The organism is Bacillus cereus group sp. MYBK101-2, from assembly GCF_051918845.1.
In the GTDB taxonomy this organism is placed as follows: Bacteria; Bacillota; Bacilli; order Bacillales; family Bacillaceae_G; genus Bacillus_A; species Bacillus_A paranthracis.
The window spans coordinates 40034-56426 of sequence record NZ_JBQAIE010000014.1; the positions used below are offsets into that span (position 1 = coordinate 40034).

A 16393-nucleotide genomic window follows, 5' to 3' on the forward strand; every position below is an offset into this window, starting at 1 on the left:
GATGCTAAAATCCAAATATAGAGAAAATATAACTTCTAAAGGCGGTTGAAATAAATATATGTTTACTCAAAAGAAATCACTCCAACATAAAATTGATCAATTAGAAAGTCGTATACAAGAACTAGAAGCAGAATTAAAACAAAAGGATATCGAACAACAAGAGACTATTTCTTCTATCCACAATCGTGTACAAAGCATTGTTCAAGAACATAAACTTGTAAATAGCCAGCACCATACACTTCAAAATTTAGTTCAACAATTAAACTCATGTTTCGAAAATGTTTCAACGCGCACGAAACATTCCAATGAATTGAATAACGAAATGTTACAAAAAGAACAAAGCTTAATTCAATCTATTGAAGAAATTATTGACTGTTCTAATGAAGGTAAAGAATCTGTTCATCGTTTACTTATTGTAATTAATAAATTAGGTGAACAATCCCAGCGCACGTCTAATAGTATGAATCATTTAAGTGAACGCTCAAAAGAAATTGAGCAAATTGTAGAAGTCATCCAAAACATTGCAGCACAAACAAATTTACTTGCTTTAAATGCAAGCATTGAAGCTGCGCGTGCTGGAGAACACGGTAAAGGGTTCGCTGTCGTTGCCAATGAAGTAAGAAAACTAGCAGAAAGTACCGCTGAAAGTACAAAAAACATCGGCAACTTAACGAAAAAAATTCAAGAAGAAATTGAAAAAGCATACGATAATACAAAAGATAATTTGCATTTAGTCGATGAAGGTGTAGAAATGAGTGCCGATACAAACGCTAGAATCGAAAATATTTTAATTATGATTCAAACGTTACAAAACGGTGCTACTAATGTTATTAAAGCTATTGAAAACCAAAAGACTTGTAATGATGATATATTACGAGAATTCGCTAATACACAACAAATGTTCCAAAACTTAAATACTACTATTATGAATCACATTCATGATGCTGAGAAAGTCGATGTTCAATTAACGAAAAGTCTTGAAGAAACAGTAGTTTCTCATTAATAATAAAAATCCCTTATACTGCTATAAGGGATTTTTATTATATTTCGAATATTTATTTCTTCTCAATATTCATCTGTATCTTTGTTATAATGGACAAGTTGTTTCTTTCGACTATTAAACAGGGAGGTTATTATGGAACAATTTCACTACATTTTAAAATATTTAATTCTTGGTCTGTTCCAAGGACTTACAGAACCAATTCCGATTTCTTCAAGCGGTCACCTCGTTTTAGCACAGCATTTGCTAGGACTAAAAATAGAAGGGTTTAGCTTCGAACTACTTGTTAATTCAGCTTCATTATTAGCTGTATTACTTATTTATAGAAATGATTTAATTCGTCTAACGAAGAATGGTCTATCTTATATATTTACAAGAGCAGAAGATGCAAAATCAGATTTCTTCTTTATTATTTACCTTGTTATTGCGACCATTCCAGCAGGTGTTATTGGTGTTTTATTTAAAGATTACATCGATCAGTACTTAAAAGGTGTGAAAATGGTTGGGATTTCCCTTCTTATTACCGCTGTCGGACTTTGGATTATTAGAAACTTGCGTGGACGTAAAAATGATGGCGATCTTTCTATGAAAGACGCAATTATCGTCGGATTAGCACAAGCTTGCGCACTAATTCCTGGAATAAGCCGATCAGGTGCAACAATCGTAGCAGCGATGTTACTTGGTATGAAGCAAGAAACGGCTCTTCGTTTCTCATTCTTACTATATATCCCTGTTAGCTTAGGTGGTTTATTACTAAGTATTACAGACATTGCAAAAGATCCAAATCTAGATACACTATTCGTACCATATATCGTTGCATTTATCGCAACATTTATCATGACGTATATTTCATTAAAATGGTTTATGAACATTATGGCAAAAGGAAATTTAAAATATTTCTCTTTCTATTGCATTATCGTAGGTGTACTTACTCTTATTTTCTTATAAGGTGAAACTTACAAATCAAAAAGCGAGTCATTCTATTACACTAGAACGACTCGTTTTTTTATGCATATACTTTCTTTTCTTGACAATACAAACGAATAACATGTTTATTTTGTTGAAATACATCATGCGTTAGGCGGATAATAATAAAATTTCGTTTTATTTGATCATCATGAACAAAAATCTGTTCTCCCTCTTGAAAACGCCATGCACTTTCAAAAGTTGTAATATGATCCCCACTTACAGAAAAAAGCTCATATCGCATATTTTGTACCCTCTCTCAACTTATAATAATCATAATATCATTATATTAAATTTAGTATAACTTAATTCCGTTGAAATTTGTAATTTTTTCTATTTCGAAATATTTTAATTTTGTTTTACGCTTCTTTTAACGTTATAATGATAAACGAATTTTCATTGAAAGGAGCTACATTTTGACTACATATATATTTCCAATAAAAACAGCATTTATTTTATTTCCTATTTTAGCAATGTTCCTCTTAATACCTTTTTTAATATTTAACTACCGAAAGTACGGTTATTTAAATAAATGGCGTTCATTTATTTTGTACTCATTATTACTTTACTTATTAAATGCCTATTTTCTTGTGATTTTGCCGTTACCACAAACATATGATACTTGTAGCCTACAACCGGCTAATACACAACACATGCAACTATCACCATTTTATTTCATACAAGAAATTAGTAATCATACTTCGGCAATTTTAACGAAACCAGCTACTTATTTCTACCTATTAAAAGAATCTGCGTTTTTACAAGTAGCATTTAACGTTCTATTAACCGTTCCATTCGGTATTTACTTACGGTATTATTTCCGACGTAGTTTCTTACAAACAATTTGTATTTCTTTTTGTCTTTCACTCTTTTTCGAGCTAACACAAGTGACTGGACTATACGGTATATACAATTGTGCGTACCGCTTATTTGATATAGATGATCTGTTTTTAAATACATTAGGCGGCGTAATCGGCTTTATCATTGCACCAATTTTTACGTACTTCCTTCCGAAAGCAAGCGAATTAGATAGTCATATTGATTTGGAAACGAAACCAGTCGGATTCGTTCGTCGCTTTATCGCGATGCAAATTGATTGGATTTTCTTATCCATCGTTGTACCTGTCATTAAAAACAAAGGAAATTCTTTCTTTGTTTCTAATATTCAATCTTACACGAACATATACGAACTCATTTTCATAACGTGTTCGATCTTTATTTACTTTATTATCATTCCATACTTTACGAATGGAAAGACAATCGGTAAAGCATTGCTTCGTATTTACGTGAAAGGACAATCAGATCGTATTACGTTGAAGGAACTATTCATCCGTTATGGTATATTCTATTTCATTTTAGGCGGAATCAATTATATTCTTTCGAGTAGCTCTATCTTAAATGTTAAAGAACCTTTAGTATTAATAGTTATAGTATTATTCCAACTCGTAATTAACGGTCTATTTATTATTCATGTTTTATTACATGTATTTAGTCGTGATAAGTTACTATTTTACGAGCACATTAGTCAAACAAGAAATGCGATCATACTAAAAAAAGCTGACAAGTAATACTTTGTCAGCTTTTTTTCATAATCGTAAACAACTTTTCTGTGTAAGGGTTTGAAAACATTTCTGCTTCATCTAATAATTTCCTCACCTTTAGAAACGAATGCAATTCTGGATATATATTTTGTAATTTTTCGTACGTTAACGTATGCATTTTCCCCCAATGCGGGCGTCCCTCATACTTTAGAAAAATTTTCTCCACCTCACCAAAATAAGCAGCATACTTCATACCTTTATACATATGAACAGCTATATACGCAGAATCTCTTCCATACGCTGGACTGAGCCATATATCATCCCTTTTCACATAACGGCATTCAATTGGGAAGTGCACTTTATACTTTTTCTTTTCAATAAGGTTTGAAATTTCTTCTACAACGGCCTGCATATACTTTGAAGGAACACTATACTCCATTTCATAAAATGGAACCGCACGCGATGTAGCAAATACTTCATAACTCGGACCAATTATTTTTGTATTCGGTACAGCTTTAGCTGATAATCGACTTACTCCTTTACTTATAGAAGGAAACCATTTACATCCTTTAGATAACAAAGAGAACATCTTATTTTCAAGTAACTCTACCTTTAGTTTATGCCATTTCAAATCACTTTTTTTACTTGTTGTTTCGTTTGTAATTTTCACTTGCACTTCATCTGAATAAGGAAAAACAAAAAATTCAAAATGGCGATTCTTCTTATATTCTTCTAGCTTGTTCATTACAGTAGATAATGACTGTTTTTCACTTTTATAAACGAGTGAATAGGATGGAATAACCTTCAGTTTTATTTTTACAATGATACCTAACATTCCAAGCGACAACTGAAAAGCTCTCCAATATTGTACATTCTCCGTTTCCGAACAAACCATACTCTCACCTGTAGATAAAACTGCGGTAATCTCTATAACTTGTGTTGATAAACTTCCAAAGGTAATACCCGTTCCATGCGTCCCCGTACTAATTGCTCCTGCGATAGATTGCGAATCAATATCCCCTAAATTTTCTTGCGCATAACCTTTTTCCTCAAGTAACTTCCCTAGCTCATGTAACTTTGTTCCTGCCCATACTTCGGCAACCATTTCTTCCGTATCAATATTCACAATTCCCTTCAATTCATCTAAAGAAACTAAAATTTCTTCCGTTTGCACAAGAGGTGTAAACGAGTGTCCTGAACCGACAACACGAATTTTCTTCCCTTTCTTTCGCGCAAGCTCTATAACTTCTACTACATCTTGTATACTTTCTGGATACATCGTATAATGCGGTGTTCCTTCTACATTCCCTGTCCAATTTCTCCATTTTTGTCCCTTTATAGAAAGCATTGACCATCCCCCCGATATGTTAAATACTTCCCAATAATCTCTCCTTCTTTCACACAATATAAAAAAGGAAACCGCTCACATAATTCTCCAGCTTTACTATGGCGAAACAAGATAGAATCTCCTATCTCTACTCGTTCCTCACCGTTATAAAAAATCGGTGTTTGCACTTCACCAGCGCCTTCTAAAGCTAATAGTTTGGCACCATTTGGCCTCCAAATCTCAGGTTCTTTATCTTTCCCAATTGCGCCTGAGGCAATATATCCGCCACCTAGACAAGTGTAAATTGTTGGGGCTGGTTTACGCACAACTGGTAAAGCAAATCCGACAGCTGGATGAAATTGCACCTCTTTATAATAATCAAACAGCTTTGGGGCATAAAAAGCCGAACCTATTGTAATCTCTGAAACTGAATGATCTTGCTCAGTTGTTTTTATACTTCCTGTGCCTCCCCCATTTACAAACCTTAGTTCAATACCTAGATTTTGTATTTCTTTTACGATATGTCCTCTTCTTTCTTTAACTTCTAACATTGATTTCTTCTTTAAATATGAAATCACTTTACTTTTCACTCGTTGATTCGGTATGTGATCTCCTACCCCAGCAATTTGGGCTTCATATCCCATTACACCATCTAGTATTAAAAATGATGATTCTTTCAACCTTTTTACTATTTTCAAAGCACCTTGCACATCTTTTACCGGTGATCTTTTGACCCCAAAATGGAACTTAAAAAAACGACTACTCATATCAATATCTAAGCAAATACGAAAGCATCCTTTAGACTTCTCAGCAATTTTTTCTAAATAAATAATATGATCTTCACAATCCACCATACAAGTTATAATGAGCCCTTGCTTTGTTAGCAAACTTATTTCATGTAACGCTCTTTCATCATAAGCAGGATATCCGAGCAATAAATCATTGAATCCTTGTTTAATTAAAAATAAAGCTTCCCTAGGTGAAAAACACATAATACCTTGAAATCGATCACTTGCAGCCAAAATCCTTTGCATAACCGGAACAGAACGTAACGATTTACTCGCTATACGAATCTTCTTATTTCCACTTAATTCTATAATCGATTGAATATTTCTATCTAAAGCTACTTCATCCAAAAATGCACACGGTAATGGAACTTCTTTAAAAATTCCTCGATCCATATTTTTTCGCTCCTCTTTTCAATATGTCTTATACATATTGGAAAGAAAGTTGAAATTTCCTCTACAAAATAAAAAAGTTTCTTCCTATTAAGAAGAAACTTTTTAAGACTACTTCATAGAAATAGTGGCCTCTACTGGATAATGATCAGAGTAATCATTATATGTATATTTTTTGAGCCATGATGTAACAGTCCACTGTGGAGATTTCGGTTGTAATACTTTATTCTCTATAAATGATGGATTCGCATGATCCTTACTTGCAATAATATAATCTAAATACTCGGCAGGGCTATCAGGGAAATTATATTTTGCAATACTGTTTGTCGTCGCATCCCAAGTTGCTGTATGTCCTGTATAAGATGGAATAGAAGCATGTAATGTTTTGAACATTGATGCGTACTCTGAGTCACTATTGTTCTCAGCATTTATTTTATTCACATTCATATCACCACCAAATAAGACGTACTCGTCATTTGGTATATTTTTATTTTTAATAAAATCTTGAATTTCTTTTAACTGGTTTGTACGTACAGATGCAGGTGAAGTTTTTCCGCACATACTATCTTCAGCCTGCAAATGCGTCCCAATTACATGAACGAAACGATCATTTTTCTTAATTTTGGTGTATACAAATCCTTTATTCGATAAATTATCTGGTCCGCATCCATTTGCAAATACATATTGAACCTTTTCAACGATCGGCCATTTGCTCACGATTGCAACGCCCCCATCTTCAGGAGTTGCAGATGAATAGCTACCTAACGTTTTATCCCATTCATTTCCGTTACTACGACCTAATACAGCTGTTTGATTTGGGTATTCTTTCTTCAAATTTCCTAAAAGGCGATCTGAAGCACTATTATCAAACACTTCATTTAATATAACAACGTCTTGATTCTTAATATAATCTGCCGCCCCAATTAAATCAGCACGCTCACTTTGTCCCCAATTCGGATATAAGTTAGTTGATAGCATGTACACATTATGCGTCATCACTTTCAAAGTGTTGTTTTGATCTGTAGACGTATCTGCTTGAGCTGAAGATCCTCCGTATAAAACTCCTAAACCAATCCCAAAGCTAAGTACACCTTTTAACAATTTACCTTTCACGTTCCATACCTCCATGTGTAGAGTAATAAAAAGGTCAAATACTCTATTGTGAGATTTGACCTTTTTTAAATCCTTAACGATCTCCGTACGTATCAAACCAAAGCTGAATGTATCCAGCGGTAACACGTTGTGCATCCATTAATCGCTTACCTGTCATCGGTGTAACTTCAGCACGCCATTTATCTGCATATTCTTGTGACACAGCTGCTTTTACGAACCAATCTTTCGTATTATCATTTACAATTCCAGAGTAATCTTGTTTCGCCACTACTGCCGCTCCATGGATCCAATCTTCTGGATTTGTACCTTTCCAATTCCAATATCCATTTCCATCCGTTACTTTATAATTATCTTTTATCGTATCTACAAAGTTTTCATATTTAGAATGGAATCCTTGTGGATACGAAAGATTTGTAAAGTTTGCCGCATGCATCGGTTGATTTACATCTCCTAAATAATGAAGAGATAATCCTAAATAGAAGAATGCTTGTTTCATATCTTTATTTTTGTATGATTCACCAGCTAATTTAAAATATTTAGCTCCGGTTTCTTTTGCCTGCTTTGCAAATGGAATATATGTTTTTCCATTGTCTGGATCATAGAAATGTGAAGCAAATGTGCTATTATCATAATAAGGATTTTCATAGTCAGCAGCATAAATACCGTTCTCTAACTCCGTACGCCATTCATTTAATTGTGCAACTCGATCTTGTTTTACAAGTGTTGTATTGCGAGACATAATATCAATCGCACGGTTTACAATCCATAAATGAGAATTTACGCCTTCTTTATGTTTATCTTCAGCAGACCAGCGGTGAACTATTTTTATTTTACTTCCCCCATCGTTTTCATGAGCAAATGCAACGCTTTGTAAAGGAGCTACTAATGTAATAGCTGCTGCTAAAGCAAGTACTTTCTTTTTCATCTGAAATCCTCCATTTTATAATCGAATTATTGTAAACTTTTTGTTAGGATCCTATGATGTCATCCGGTTAACCTATGACTAGAATATCCCACCTTTCACGAAATTTCTATCAATAAATTAAAATATGCAGATTTTCATATCATTATAACTTTATACACAGTGAATATAATGAATGAATACACTTTCATTTTAATAAACTATTATTAAGGCTTGTCTAAACTAATGTAAAAAAAGAGTAAAGCATCCACATGCTTTACTCTTTTTTTCTATTCGATAATATACTAGGCAGTTGTACATTAACTGCCAACTTATGAATAAATCCAAACACTAATCCAATCCCAATAAATATGTATAAGATTGTAAATATCTTCCCAAAATCAGTTTGTGGGCTAAAATTCGCATCACCGACAGTCGTCAGCGTCACAACGCTAAAATACAAAGCGTCAAGAGGACGTAATTCTTCAACTGTACTATAAAAAATCGTACCAGATGTTAATGTTAAAAATGTTAATACGAATAATACTTGAAATTCTTTATCTTTCCACGCTCGTAAACAAGCTTTTAGCATTCGTTTCAATGTCAACATAAATGAAAGCATGAGACTTCCCCTTCCAAACAAAATACTGTAGTTACAGGAAAGTCTATCACCTTTCTGTACAGAAAAAAAGTAGCCCTTTTCTATTTCTAGAAAAGAGCTACTTTTTACTATTCTATATTATTTAGGTGAAACAAGAATTTTCACTTGTGTTTTATCTTTTACAAGTGCTTCAAATCCTTCTTCAACAACTTGATCTACTGTGATTTTTTTCGTAATTAATTTCTCTGCTTGAATTTGACCAGAGCTAATTAATTTAATAACAGCTGGGAAGATATGACGGTATCCTAAAATACCAACCACTTCTTTTTCTTTTAGCACAAGATTATTTGGAGTAATTGTTGCGTCTTTTTCCCATACACTAACAATTACAGTTTGTCCTTCAAAGCTTGTGCTTTCAATTGCTTGACGAAGTACTACTTCAACACCTGTTACTTCAAAGCTTACATTTACACCTAAACCATTTGTTAAGTTGCGAATTTCAGCTAATACATCTTGAGTCGCTGGATTTAATACGTAATCCGCGCCTGCTAATTTTGCTAACTCTTGACGTTCTTTAGAAAGTTCAACTGCAATAACAGGAGTTGCTCCTGCTGCTTTAGCTGCTTGGATAACAAGAAGTCCAATTGGACCACAACCAAATACTGCTACAGCTTCCCCTTCTTTTAATTTACTTTGACGTACTGCATGAACCGCTACTGCTGCTGGTTCTACAAGAGCACCTTGTTCATACGTCATTTCATCTGGAATATGGTGAACCATATCTTCTGGTACTACTGTATATTCAGAGAAACCGCCGCCTTCTCCGCCAAGACCGTGGAAAACAAGTTGTTCACAAACATTGTAATGTCCATGTTTACAAGCTTCACATTTACCACAAGAATAAATTGGTTCTACAACGACGCGATCTCCCACTTTATGAGATGTAACGCCTTCACCGATTTCAACTACCTCACCGCTAAACTCATGACCTAAAATAACCGGTGCTTTTACATGTGTTAATGGATGCTCTTCTGTCGGAATAAAAATAGGTCCTGCTAAATATTCATGCAAGTCTGTCCCGCAGATACCACACCATTTCACTTTAATCTTAACTGCTCCTGGTTTTACAGTTGGTTCTGGTACTTCTTCTACTCTTACATCACGTTGATTATGCCAAAGTAATGCTTTCATTTTATACATCCCTCTCTATGTATATACTTAACCTGGTGAAGTTTACAAATCTATTATAATACTTCTATCCATATATTTCAAAAAAACAATCTCATTTCCACTAAATTTTAACAAATAACGTTCAATATTTTGTCACTTTGTACTTTTTTCCACATCTGTTAATTCAATTTCATTGCGGTTGAAATTAGCATTATGCCATAATAGCATAGGAGAGGTGAATATCGCTTGAAATATTTTATTTACTTTATTGTTATCGTAGCGTTTCTAGATACATTTTCACAATTACCTATTATGAGTACGTTCGCTCAAAGTCTTGGAGGATCCCCTCTTATTATTGGGCTAGTTGTCGGCATGTACTCATTCGCTAATATGATCGGTAATATTATTGCTGGCGCTGCTGTCGATAAATTTGGTGCAAAAAAAATACTTTATATAAGCATGGGACTTACGAGTTTCATAGTCTTGTTATACACTGTTGCTCAAAGTGGTGAACAACTATTAGTTGTGCGCTTTATGCATGGCTTTAGTGACGGATTTTTAATTCCTGCTGCCTTTACGTTTTTATCAAAACAAACAAATGCAGCAAGACAAGGTAAGGCAATGGCTCTATCTGGTGCTGCTGTTGGAACAGCGGCAATTGTAGGACCTGCTTTTAGCGGTATTATGAAAGCAACTGCTGGTATAGAGTGGGTGTTCATTACCATTTCTATTTTAATGGTTCTTGGTACAATCGTATCTCTCTTCTTCTTACCAAATAACGTATCAAGAAAAGATACTTCAAGAACACAAATGATGAACAAAGAAGATATGTTTGAACTATTGAAATCAGAACCGTTATTACAGGCGTATATTGGTGCTTTCACACTCATGTTTTCACAAGGAATTGTCACGTATATGTTACCAGTGAAAGTTGAGGCATTGGCACTTAAAGCATCTACAACAGGCATGATGTTAAGTGTATTCGGCATTACCGCTATCCTCTTCTTCTTACTACCGACAAATCGTATTTATGATCGATTTAATCGTTCAAAACTAATGCTAATCGGTATTGCAGTAATGGCATTAGCATTATCTTTACTTGGATTATTCGCAACAAAAGGCATGCTCTTTATCGTTATGATGATTTATGGCATTGGATTCGCTATCCTTTTCCCATCGATAAATGCATTACTTGTTGAAAATACGACAGATGATAAACGTGGAAAAGCATTCGGATTGTTTTATGCTTTCTTCTCATTAGGAGTTGTTGCTGGATCCTTTACAGTTGGAGCAATCGGGGCATCCCCTAGCGTCAGCTTCGTTATTGGAACTGCATTCTTATTAACATTTGCCGGAATGATTTACGTAAGAAGCAAAGTAAAAGGTAGAGACAAAGTAAAAAAGACAATGATAGGATAATTCCATCATTGTCTTTTTTTAATGATAAACTCCTATTCAACTTTTAACTTTCAACAAGCCGTATTTAATAAACAATATGGCATTATATTTTTCATAGAGATAATACAATGGATAACAAAATAAGAAGAAAATAAGTACAGTTGGTACATCGTCTATAATAGAAAAATATTTTACTAGTAATTCCTTAATACTCTCTCCAATCATAATAAATAGTGGAATAATACAAATTGCTGCTAATATTAAGCACGGTGTAATCCTCATTTCTTTTAATTTCACCTTACAATGTGGACACCTGAATGAAAAAGAATGCGGGAGATCCATAATATGTTGCGCTGTAATATTCCCTTCACACTGTGGACATTCAATTATTTCTTTCATTTAACTCACTCCTTTCTACCCATAAAAAAGAGCACTATCAATAGCGCTCTTTTATTGCCGAATATATTACTTCTGTGTCTAACCAAGTAACAATGTAAATAAATTAAACTGTAATAGCAATACTACAGTTCTTCTTTTACAAAAAAAGTGTATAAATACCGACGATACTTCGACAATTTCCTCGGAAATATTTCCTTTCCCTACATAATTTGATACACTACATATGAACAGACACTTGTATTACATAAGCTAAAATAATAACTTACTGTACAATTTAAAAAGCACACTCTTCATATGAAGAATGTGCTTTTCTGTTATTAACGCTTAATCCAAACAGCGCCTGCTGATTTATCCTCTGCCTGTCCAACAACTTGGAATTTAAGTCCAAGGTTTGGAACTTTTCTTCCTGCGTCTGCAATTTGTTTATTACTATATACTTTTGAATCATCAAAAGTTGTAGCACCTTGTAATCCAGAATAGTTAAACTGTCCACGTGTTAATGAATTTACACTCCATGCTGGTGTTTGATCAAATGAAAATGCTGCGTCTGCAATTTGCATACCTGTATTACCGTAAGTTGGTTTTCCGTTTAAATTGCCAACAAGTGCCTCTGGATGTGAATCTACAACACCAAGGAAGCCTTCACCTGGATGCTCCCCAACCCAGTTATCTTTAAAGCTATCATCTGCGTACCAAACGACAAGACCTGTATTATACACTGGACCTTTTCCTGCTTTTAATCCATTATCTGACCCTGCATAGTTTCTCCACTCTAAGTAGTAATAATGAGCTTTTTTCTCTGTTCCATCAGAAACAACGAATCCATTTAACTGCATGTTAGATGTTCCTTCTGCATCATCAGAAAATACTACTTGTCCATCAACAGTTACATTTACATGATCCATCGCGAAACCTTTATATGTTACAGCTGGATCTGTAATATAATCGAATTGCAGTTTCACTTTTTTGCCTTTAAATTGACTTAAATCATATGATTTATCAATCCATTTTCCATCTGTTGTATCTTTATCTCCTTGGACTACTTTTTCTCCAAGTCTATCAATTAATGTTTTCGTTCCATCTTCTGTTACTGCATGAACTTCAACAAAATCGCACTCTGCTTCTAACTCATAATTTGCTTTATAATCAAACTTTGCATTTGTTCCTTTTGTTAAATCAAAGAATGGTGTCTCTAACGTTGTATGCATATCATCCCCTCTTGTACTATAATATGCATGCTTTCCAAACTCCGGTTTAATCGTTTCAACGCTTTTGCCTGGTAAGTTAACACGTACAACGCCTGGACGATTTGATTTCGTAACACTTTGATCAATATATGTAGGAACTCCTACACCACTCTTAATTTTATCGTAATCTACTTCTAAAATTTTTGCCCAGTTGCCACCCATATTCTTTTGTAAGAAATCTTTATTTTGTGGTGAGAAACTAGTTGGCTCTGTTCCTGCAATTTTCCCTGTCCAACTTCCCCCACTCATTAATGACCAAGCTTCGACAGGTGAACCGGTTCCAGTATATTTCGTATCATATTCATCTGGTAAGCCAAGGTCATGTCCAAATTCATGCGCAAATACACCTACTGCTCCATCTTCTGGTTCAATTGTGTAATCATGTGCTGCTACTTTGCCACCAAAGTAATCTACCTTTGATTTTGTTCCTTCAATTGCTACTGGATCTACTGCTAATTTTGAACGATGTGACCAAATGGCATCATCGCCTAATTTACCTCCACCAGCTTCTTGACCAACACCAGCATGGATTACCATTAAATGATCAATTACACCGTCAGGCTCATTTTGATTCCCGTCACCATTTGTATCATATCTATCAAACTGATCAAATTGAGATAAATCTAATCCTTTTTCAGCAGCTGCATGTAAAGCTTCTTTCACTAAATCACGTGCGCCTTTTGGACCTTTGTTATCATGACCACTGCTACCATCAGCACCGTAGTCAGATGCTTTTCCTGGAACAGTTAACCATTCTGTTACATATCCATCAGTCGTATAACTACCGCCAGACTGCTCTTCATAATATTGTTTAAACGTTTTTACTTTTGAACCATCAAATAACGTGTACGGCTCATTACCAAATAACATCTTTTGATAATGCTCTCTACTAAAGTCATTCGAATACATATACCCTGGTGTTTGATCAATATTATTATGTTTATAATCACTAAATTCAACGAGTAACACTAATACCTTATCCGTTCGAACAGATCCCTTATACGGCGCTTGCTTTGCTTTAGATGTTGGAACTTGCCCATTTAATTGCTTTTTATTTGGTTCTGGCTTTTGCTCAGGGCTAACATTTTTTTCAGGTTTCTTTACTTTCTCCTTTTCTTCCATTTTTTTCTCTTTTACTTTTTTCACGAAATCAGATGCCTCTTTAGCAGTATCAGCTGGAAGAATTTCTTTATTTGCCTGATCTCCTTGTTTCTTTTCAATATATTTCTCTACAGCCTTTTTCGTCTCTTCTTTAGAAGATGCTGGATTAATTTCTCCTCTTTCTTTCAGAGCTTCCGCTAGACGATCTTCTTGAATTAAATTGTAATCAATTGGTGTTGTAGATACATTTTCTTTCTCTTTTGCTGGCGTTTCTGCGTACGCTAATGGAGCACTCATTACAGATGTGCATCCGATAATTGCCGCGATTGCTAATGACGATAACACTTTAAATGGCGCTTTTCTTCTCATTTCATTTCTCTCCTTTTATAAAACTTAAAATTCAGATAAAGTGAAACTTTAATCAGTGGGGGTTTTCTTCATCCCCCACTGATTATCAGCCCTCACCAATCGGACTTTTATGGACAGTTGATCCCCAACCTAAATTCTTTGCTTTCGCTGAATTTTGAGGTGGGGGTCTTACTGCCCATTAAAGTGGGATAAATAAGTGCATTTAAATCAAAAGCTCTACTTTCTGCCCTCCCTATATAAAAAGGCATAATTCTATAAACATTAAGCTTTCTGTTATAGAATCATGCCCTCCAGTTTTCTGGTCAGACTCTCTATCTGTCTATATCAAAATATGAAAAATAAAGAGTGATTTGTATATATTAAATAGTTTATATAAAAAATTTAAAAGACAATATGCAAAATTGCATGAAAATTCTTTTAAATACAAAAAAAGAATCCTAGTCACTTAAACTAGGATTCTTGATTTTCTATTATTTCTCTTGTGTTTTTTCCCAATCAGCTAAGAATTTCTCAATTCCTTGATCTGTTAGTGGATGCTTCACTAATGAAGTAATTACGTTTGCTGGGATTGTTGCAATATGTGCACCATTTAATGCTGCGTCAGTTACGTGAACACTGTGACGTACAGATGCTGCGATGATTTCTGTTTCGATGCCGTGAATTGCAAAGATTTCTGCGATTTGGCGAATTAAGTCCATACCGTTATGACCGATATCATCTAAGCGACCTAAGAATGGTGAAACGTATGTTGCACCAGCACGAGCTGCAAGTAATGCTTGAACTGCTGAGAACACTAATGTAACGTTTGTACGAATTCCTAAGTCAGAGAACGCTTTTACTGCTTTTAAACCTTCTGTTGTCATTGGAACTTTTACAACAACGTTTGGAGCAATTTTCGCTAACTCTTTTCCTTCTTCGATCATTTTATCTGCTTCTAAGCTAATTACTTCTGCACTTACAGGTCCTTCTACAACGTTGCAAATTTCACGAATGCGCTCGTGGAAGTCTACGCCTTCTTTTGCTACAAGTGATGGATTTGTCGTTACTCCAGCTAATACGCCTAATGCATTTGCCTCTTTAATTTCGTTAATGTTTGCTGTATCAATAAAGAATTTCATTTGTTATTCTTCCTTCCTAATTTTCATTTTATATTTATTTGTTTTTCTTAATAAGCTCTAATTCAATCGGAATAGATTTGTCCACTTTTTTACCTTGCGTGATCTCTTTTGCTGTTTGCATCGCCTTCTCTCCGATTAATTCCGGTTTTTGAGCAACTGTTGCAGCCATACGCCCATCGTTAACCGCTTTCACAGCATCTTCTGTTGCATCAAATCCAACAACGACTACATCCGTTTTTCCAGCAGACTTCAATGCTTCAAGTGCCCCTAATGCCATTTCGTCGTTATGGGCAAACACGGCTTTAATATCACCATTTGCTTGCAAAATGTTTTCCATAACAGATAATCCTTTTGCTCTATCAAAATCAGCCGCTTGTTTAGCAACTACTTTTAAAGATTTATCCGCTACGTTATGGAATCCTTTCCCACGCTCGCGAGCAGCAGAAGAACCAGGGATTCCTTCTAACTCAGCAACGTTTGCTCCTTCGCCGACTAATTCACGAATGTAATCACTAGCCATTTGACCACCTTCAATGTTATTAGAGGCAATGTGAGAAACAACTTTACCTGAATTTGCAACGCGGTCTACTGTAATAACAGGAACATTCGCTGCATTTGCTGCACTTACTGCTGAAGCAACAGCATCTGAATCAGTTGGATTAATAACAACTACATCGACACCTTTTTGAATTAAATCTTCAACATCATTTGTTTGCTTTGCTGCATCATTTTGTGCATCAACAGCAATCAATTCGATGCCACTATCTTTCGCTTTCTTTTCTGCACCCTTTTTCAAAGTTACAAAGAAGGGATTATTTAAAGTTGAAACAGAGAATCCAACTTTAATAGTTTTATTTCGACCTTTATCGCTAGAATCCTTTGCCCATTCTGGTGGTTCCATTGAACAACCAGCAGTAATGACCATAATACATGCAACGAGTATAAGTAACCATTTCTTCATGAA

14 protein-coding genes and 1 pseudogene are annotated in these 16393 nt (G+C 34.7%); 4 read left to right on the plus strand and 11 right to left on the minus strand.

What is annotated here, in order from left to right; translation table 11 throughout:
- Window positions 1-484: 484 nt before the first annotated feature.
- Together ACTFSI_RS21965 and ACTFSI_RS21970 are read left to right on the plus strand one after the other, a co-directional pair.
- Window positions 485-1003 (plus strand): annotated as a pseudogene (locus ACTFSI_RS21965) (methyl-accepting chemotaxis protein); the annotation flags it as partial.
- Window positions 1004-1135: 132 nt separating this feature from the next.
- Entirely contained in the window at window positions 1136-1948 is an 813-nt protein-coding gene (locus tag ACTFSI_RS21970; RefSeq protein WP_044791332.1) for an undecaprenyl-diphosphate phosphatase, read from the plus strand.
- Between the two features lie 58 nt (window positions 1949-2006).
- Here ACTFSI_RS21970 and ACTFSI_RS21975 read toward each other — a convergent pair whose 3' ends face one another.
- Entirely contained in the window at window positions 2007-2210 is a 204-nt protein-coding gene (locus ACTFSI_RS21975; protein ID WP_001268330.1) for a hypothetical protein, read from the minus strand.
- A gap of 172 nt (window positions 2211-2382) precedes the next feature.
- Here ACTFSI_RS21975 and ACTFSI_RS21980 point away from each other — a divergent pair, with 172 nt between their 5' ends.
- Window positions 2383-3534 carry a VanZ family protein gene (locus ACTFSI_RS21980; RefSeq protein ID WP_138322475.1) on the plus strand — a complete coding sequence of 384 codons (1152 nt, stop codon included), beginning with the start codon at window positions 2383-2385 and terminating at the stop codon, window positions 3532-3534.
- A gap of 7 nt (window positions 3535-3541) precedes the next feature.
- Here ACTFSI_RS21980 and ACTFSI_RS21985 read toward each other — a convergent pair whose 3' ends face one another.
- The 6 genes from ACTFSI_RS21985 to bdhA form a co-directional block, all read right to left on the minus strand.
- The gene (locus ACTFSI_RS21985) at window positions 3542-4855 is read right to left on the minus strand and encodes a D-arabinono-1,4-lactone oxidase (protein WP_138322476.1); all 1314 of its coding nucleotides are present in this window, start codon (window positions 4853-4855) and stop codon (window positions 3542-3544) included.
- Window positions 4843-6015, minus strand: coding sequence for an amino acid deaminase/aldolase (locus ACTFSI_RS21990; protein ID WP_138322477.1), 1173 nt, complete (start codon window positions 6013-6015; stop codon window positions 4843-4845). The genes ACTFSI_RS21985 and ACTFSI_RS21990 overlap by 13 nt, the downstream gene beginning before the upstream one ends.
- A 108-nt stretch (window positions 6016-6123) precedes the next feature.
- Entirely contained in the window at window positions 6124-7140 is a 1017-nt protein-coding gene (gene sph, locus ACTFSI_RS21995) for a sphingomyelinase C (RefSeq protein WP_003287028.1), read from the minus strand.
- Between the two features lie 58 nt (window positions 7141-7198).
- Window positions 7199-8050, minus strand: coding sequence for a phospholipase CerA (gene cerA / locus ACTFSI_RS22000; RefSeq protein WP_000731007.1), 852 nt, complete (start codon window positions 8048-8050; stop codon window positions 7199-7201).
- Window positions 8051-8303: 253 nt separating this feature from the next.
- Window positions 8304-8648, minus strand: a complete 345-nt coding sequence (locus ACTFSI_RS22005; RefSeq protein ID WP_000948232.1) for a potassium channel family protein — start codon at window positions 8646-8648, stop codon at window positions 8304-8306.
- Window positions 8649-8765: 117 nt separating this feature from the next.
- Window positions 8766-9818 (minus strand): (R,R)-butanediol dehydrogenase, encoded by a 1053-nt coding sequence (bdhA, locus tag ACTFSI_RS22010; protein ID WP_000645822.1) that lies wholly within the window; start codon window positions 9816-9818, stop codon window positions 8766-8768.
- Window positions 9819-10043: 225 nt separating this feature from the next.
- On the opposite strand from bdhA, the gene ACTFSI_RS22015 reads away from it, so the two are divergent.
- Entirely contained in the window at window positions 10044-11216 is a 1173-nt protein-coding gene (locus ACTFSI_RS22015; RefSeq protein ID WP_000873232.1) for an MFS transporter, read from the plus strand.
- Between the two features lie 36 nt (window positions 11217-11252).
- On the opposite strand, the gene ACTFSI_RS22020 is transcribed toward ACTFSI_RS22015, so the two are convergent.
- The 4 genes from ACTFSI_RS22020 to rbsB all read right to left on the minus strand — a co-directional run bounded on the left by ACTFSI_RS22020 (window position 11253) and on the right by rbsB (window position 16390).
- The gene (locus ACTFSI_RS22020; RefSeq protein WP_000658669.1) at window positions 11253-11594 is read right to left on the minus strand and encodes a hypothetical protein; all 342 of its coding nucleotides are present in this window, start codon (window positions 11592-11594) and stop codon (window positions 11253-11255) included.
- Window positions 11595-11911: 317 nt separating this feature from the next.
- Complete coding sequence (inhA2, locus tag ACTFSI_RS22025) at window positions 11912-14311, minus strand: M6 family metalloprotease immune inhibitor InhA2 (protein ID WP_138322478.1); 2400 nt, start codon at window positions 14309-14311, stop codon at window positions 11912-11914.
- Between the two features lie 470 nt (window positions 14312-14781).
- On the minus strand, window positions 14782-15429 hold the full coding sequence (gene fsa / locus ACTFSI_RS22030; protein ID WP_138322479.1) for a fructose-6-phosphate aldolase: 648 nt from the start codon (window positions 15427-15429) through the stop codon (window positions 14782-14784).
- 34 nt (window positions 15430-15463) lie between these two features.
- Window positions 15464-16390, minus strand: a complete 927-nt coding sequence (rbsB, locus tag ACTFSI_RS22035) for a ribose ABC transporter substrate-binding protein RbsB (protein ID WP_000758975.1) — start codon at window positions 16388-16390, stop codon at window positions 15464-15466.
- Between the last annotated feature and the right edge of the window lie 3 nt (window positions 16391-16393).

What these genes read in the sequence shown, in the direction of transcription:
- ACTFSI_RS21970 (WP_044791332.1), top strand. Translation starts at nt 1,136, where the DNA reads ATGGAACAATTTCACTACATTTTAAAATATTTAATTCTTGGTCTGTTC.
- ACTFSI_RS21975 (WP_001268330.1), bottom strand. Translation starts at nt 2,210, where the DNA reads ATGCGATATGAGCTTTTTTCTGTAAGTGGGGATCATATTACAACTTTT.
- ACTFSI_RS21985 (WP_138322476.1), bottom strand. Translation starts at nt 4,855, where the DNA reads ATGCTTTCTATAAAGGGACAAAAATGGAGAAATTGGACAGGGAATGTA.
- ACTFSI_RS21990 (WP_138322477.1), bottom strand. Translation starts at nt 6,015, where the DNA reads ATGGATCGAGGAATTTTTAAAGAAGTTCCATTACCGTGTGCATTTTTG.
- sph (WP_003287028.1), bottom strand. Translation starts at nt 7,140, where the DNA reads ATGGAGGTATGGAACGTGAAAGGTAAATTGTTAAAAGGTGTACTTAGC.
- cerA (WP_000731007.1), bottom strand. Translation starts at nt 8,050, where the DNA reads ATGAAAAAGAAAGTACTTGCTTTAGCAGCAGCTATTACATTAGTAGCT.
- ACTFSI_RS22005 (WP_000948232.1), bottom strand. Translation starts at nt 8,648, where the DNA reads ATGCTTTCATTTATGTTGACATTGAAACGAATGCTAAAAGCTTGTTTA.
- bdhA (WP_000645822.1), bottom strand. Translation starts at nt 9,818, where the DNA reads ATGAAAGCATTACTTTGGCATAATCAACGTGATGTAAGAGTAGAAGAA.
- ACTFSI_RS22020 (WP_000658669.1), bottom strand. Translation starts at nt 11,594, where the DNA reads ATGAAAGAAATAATTGAATGTCCACAGTGTGAAGGGAATATTACAGCG.
- inhA2 (WP_138322478.1), bottom strand. Translation starts at nt 14,311, where the DNA reads ATGAGAAGAAAAGCGCCATTTAAAGTGTTATCGTCATTAGCAATCGCG.
- fsa (WP_138322479.1), bottom strand. Translation starts at nt 15,429, where the DNA reads ATGAAATTCTTTATTGATACAGCAAACATTAACGAAATTAAAGAGGCA.
- rbsB (WP_000758975.1), bottom strand. Translation starts at nt 16,390, where the DNA reads ATGAAGAAATGGTTACTTATACTCGTTGCATGTATTATGGTCATTACT.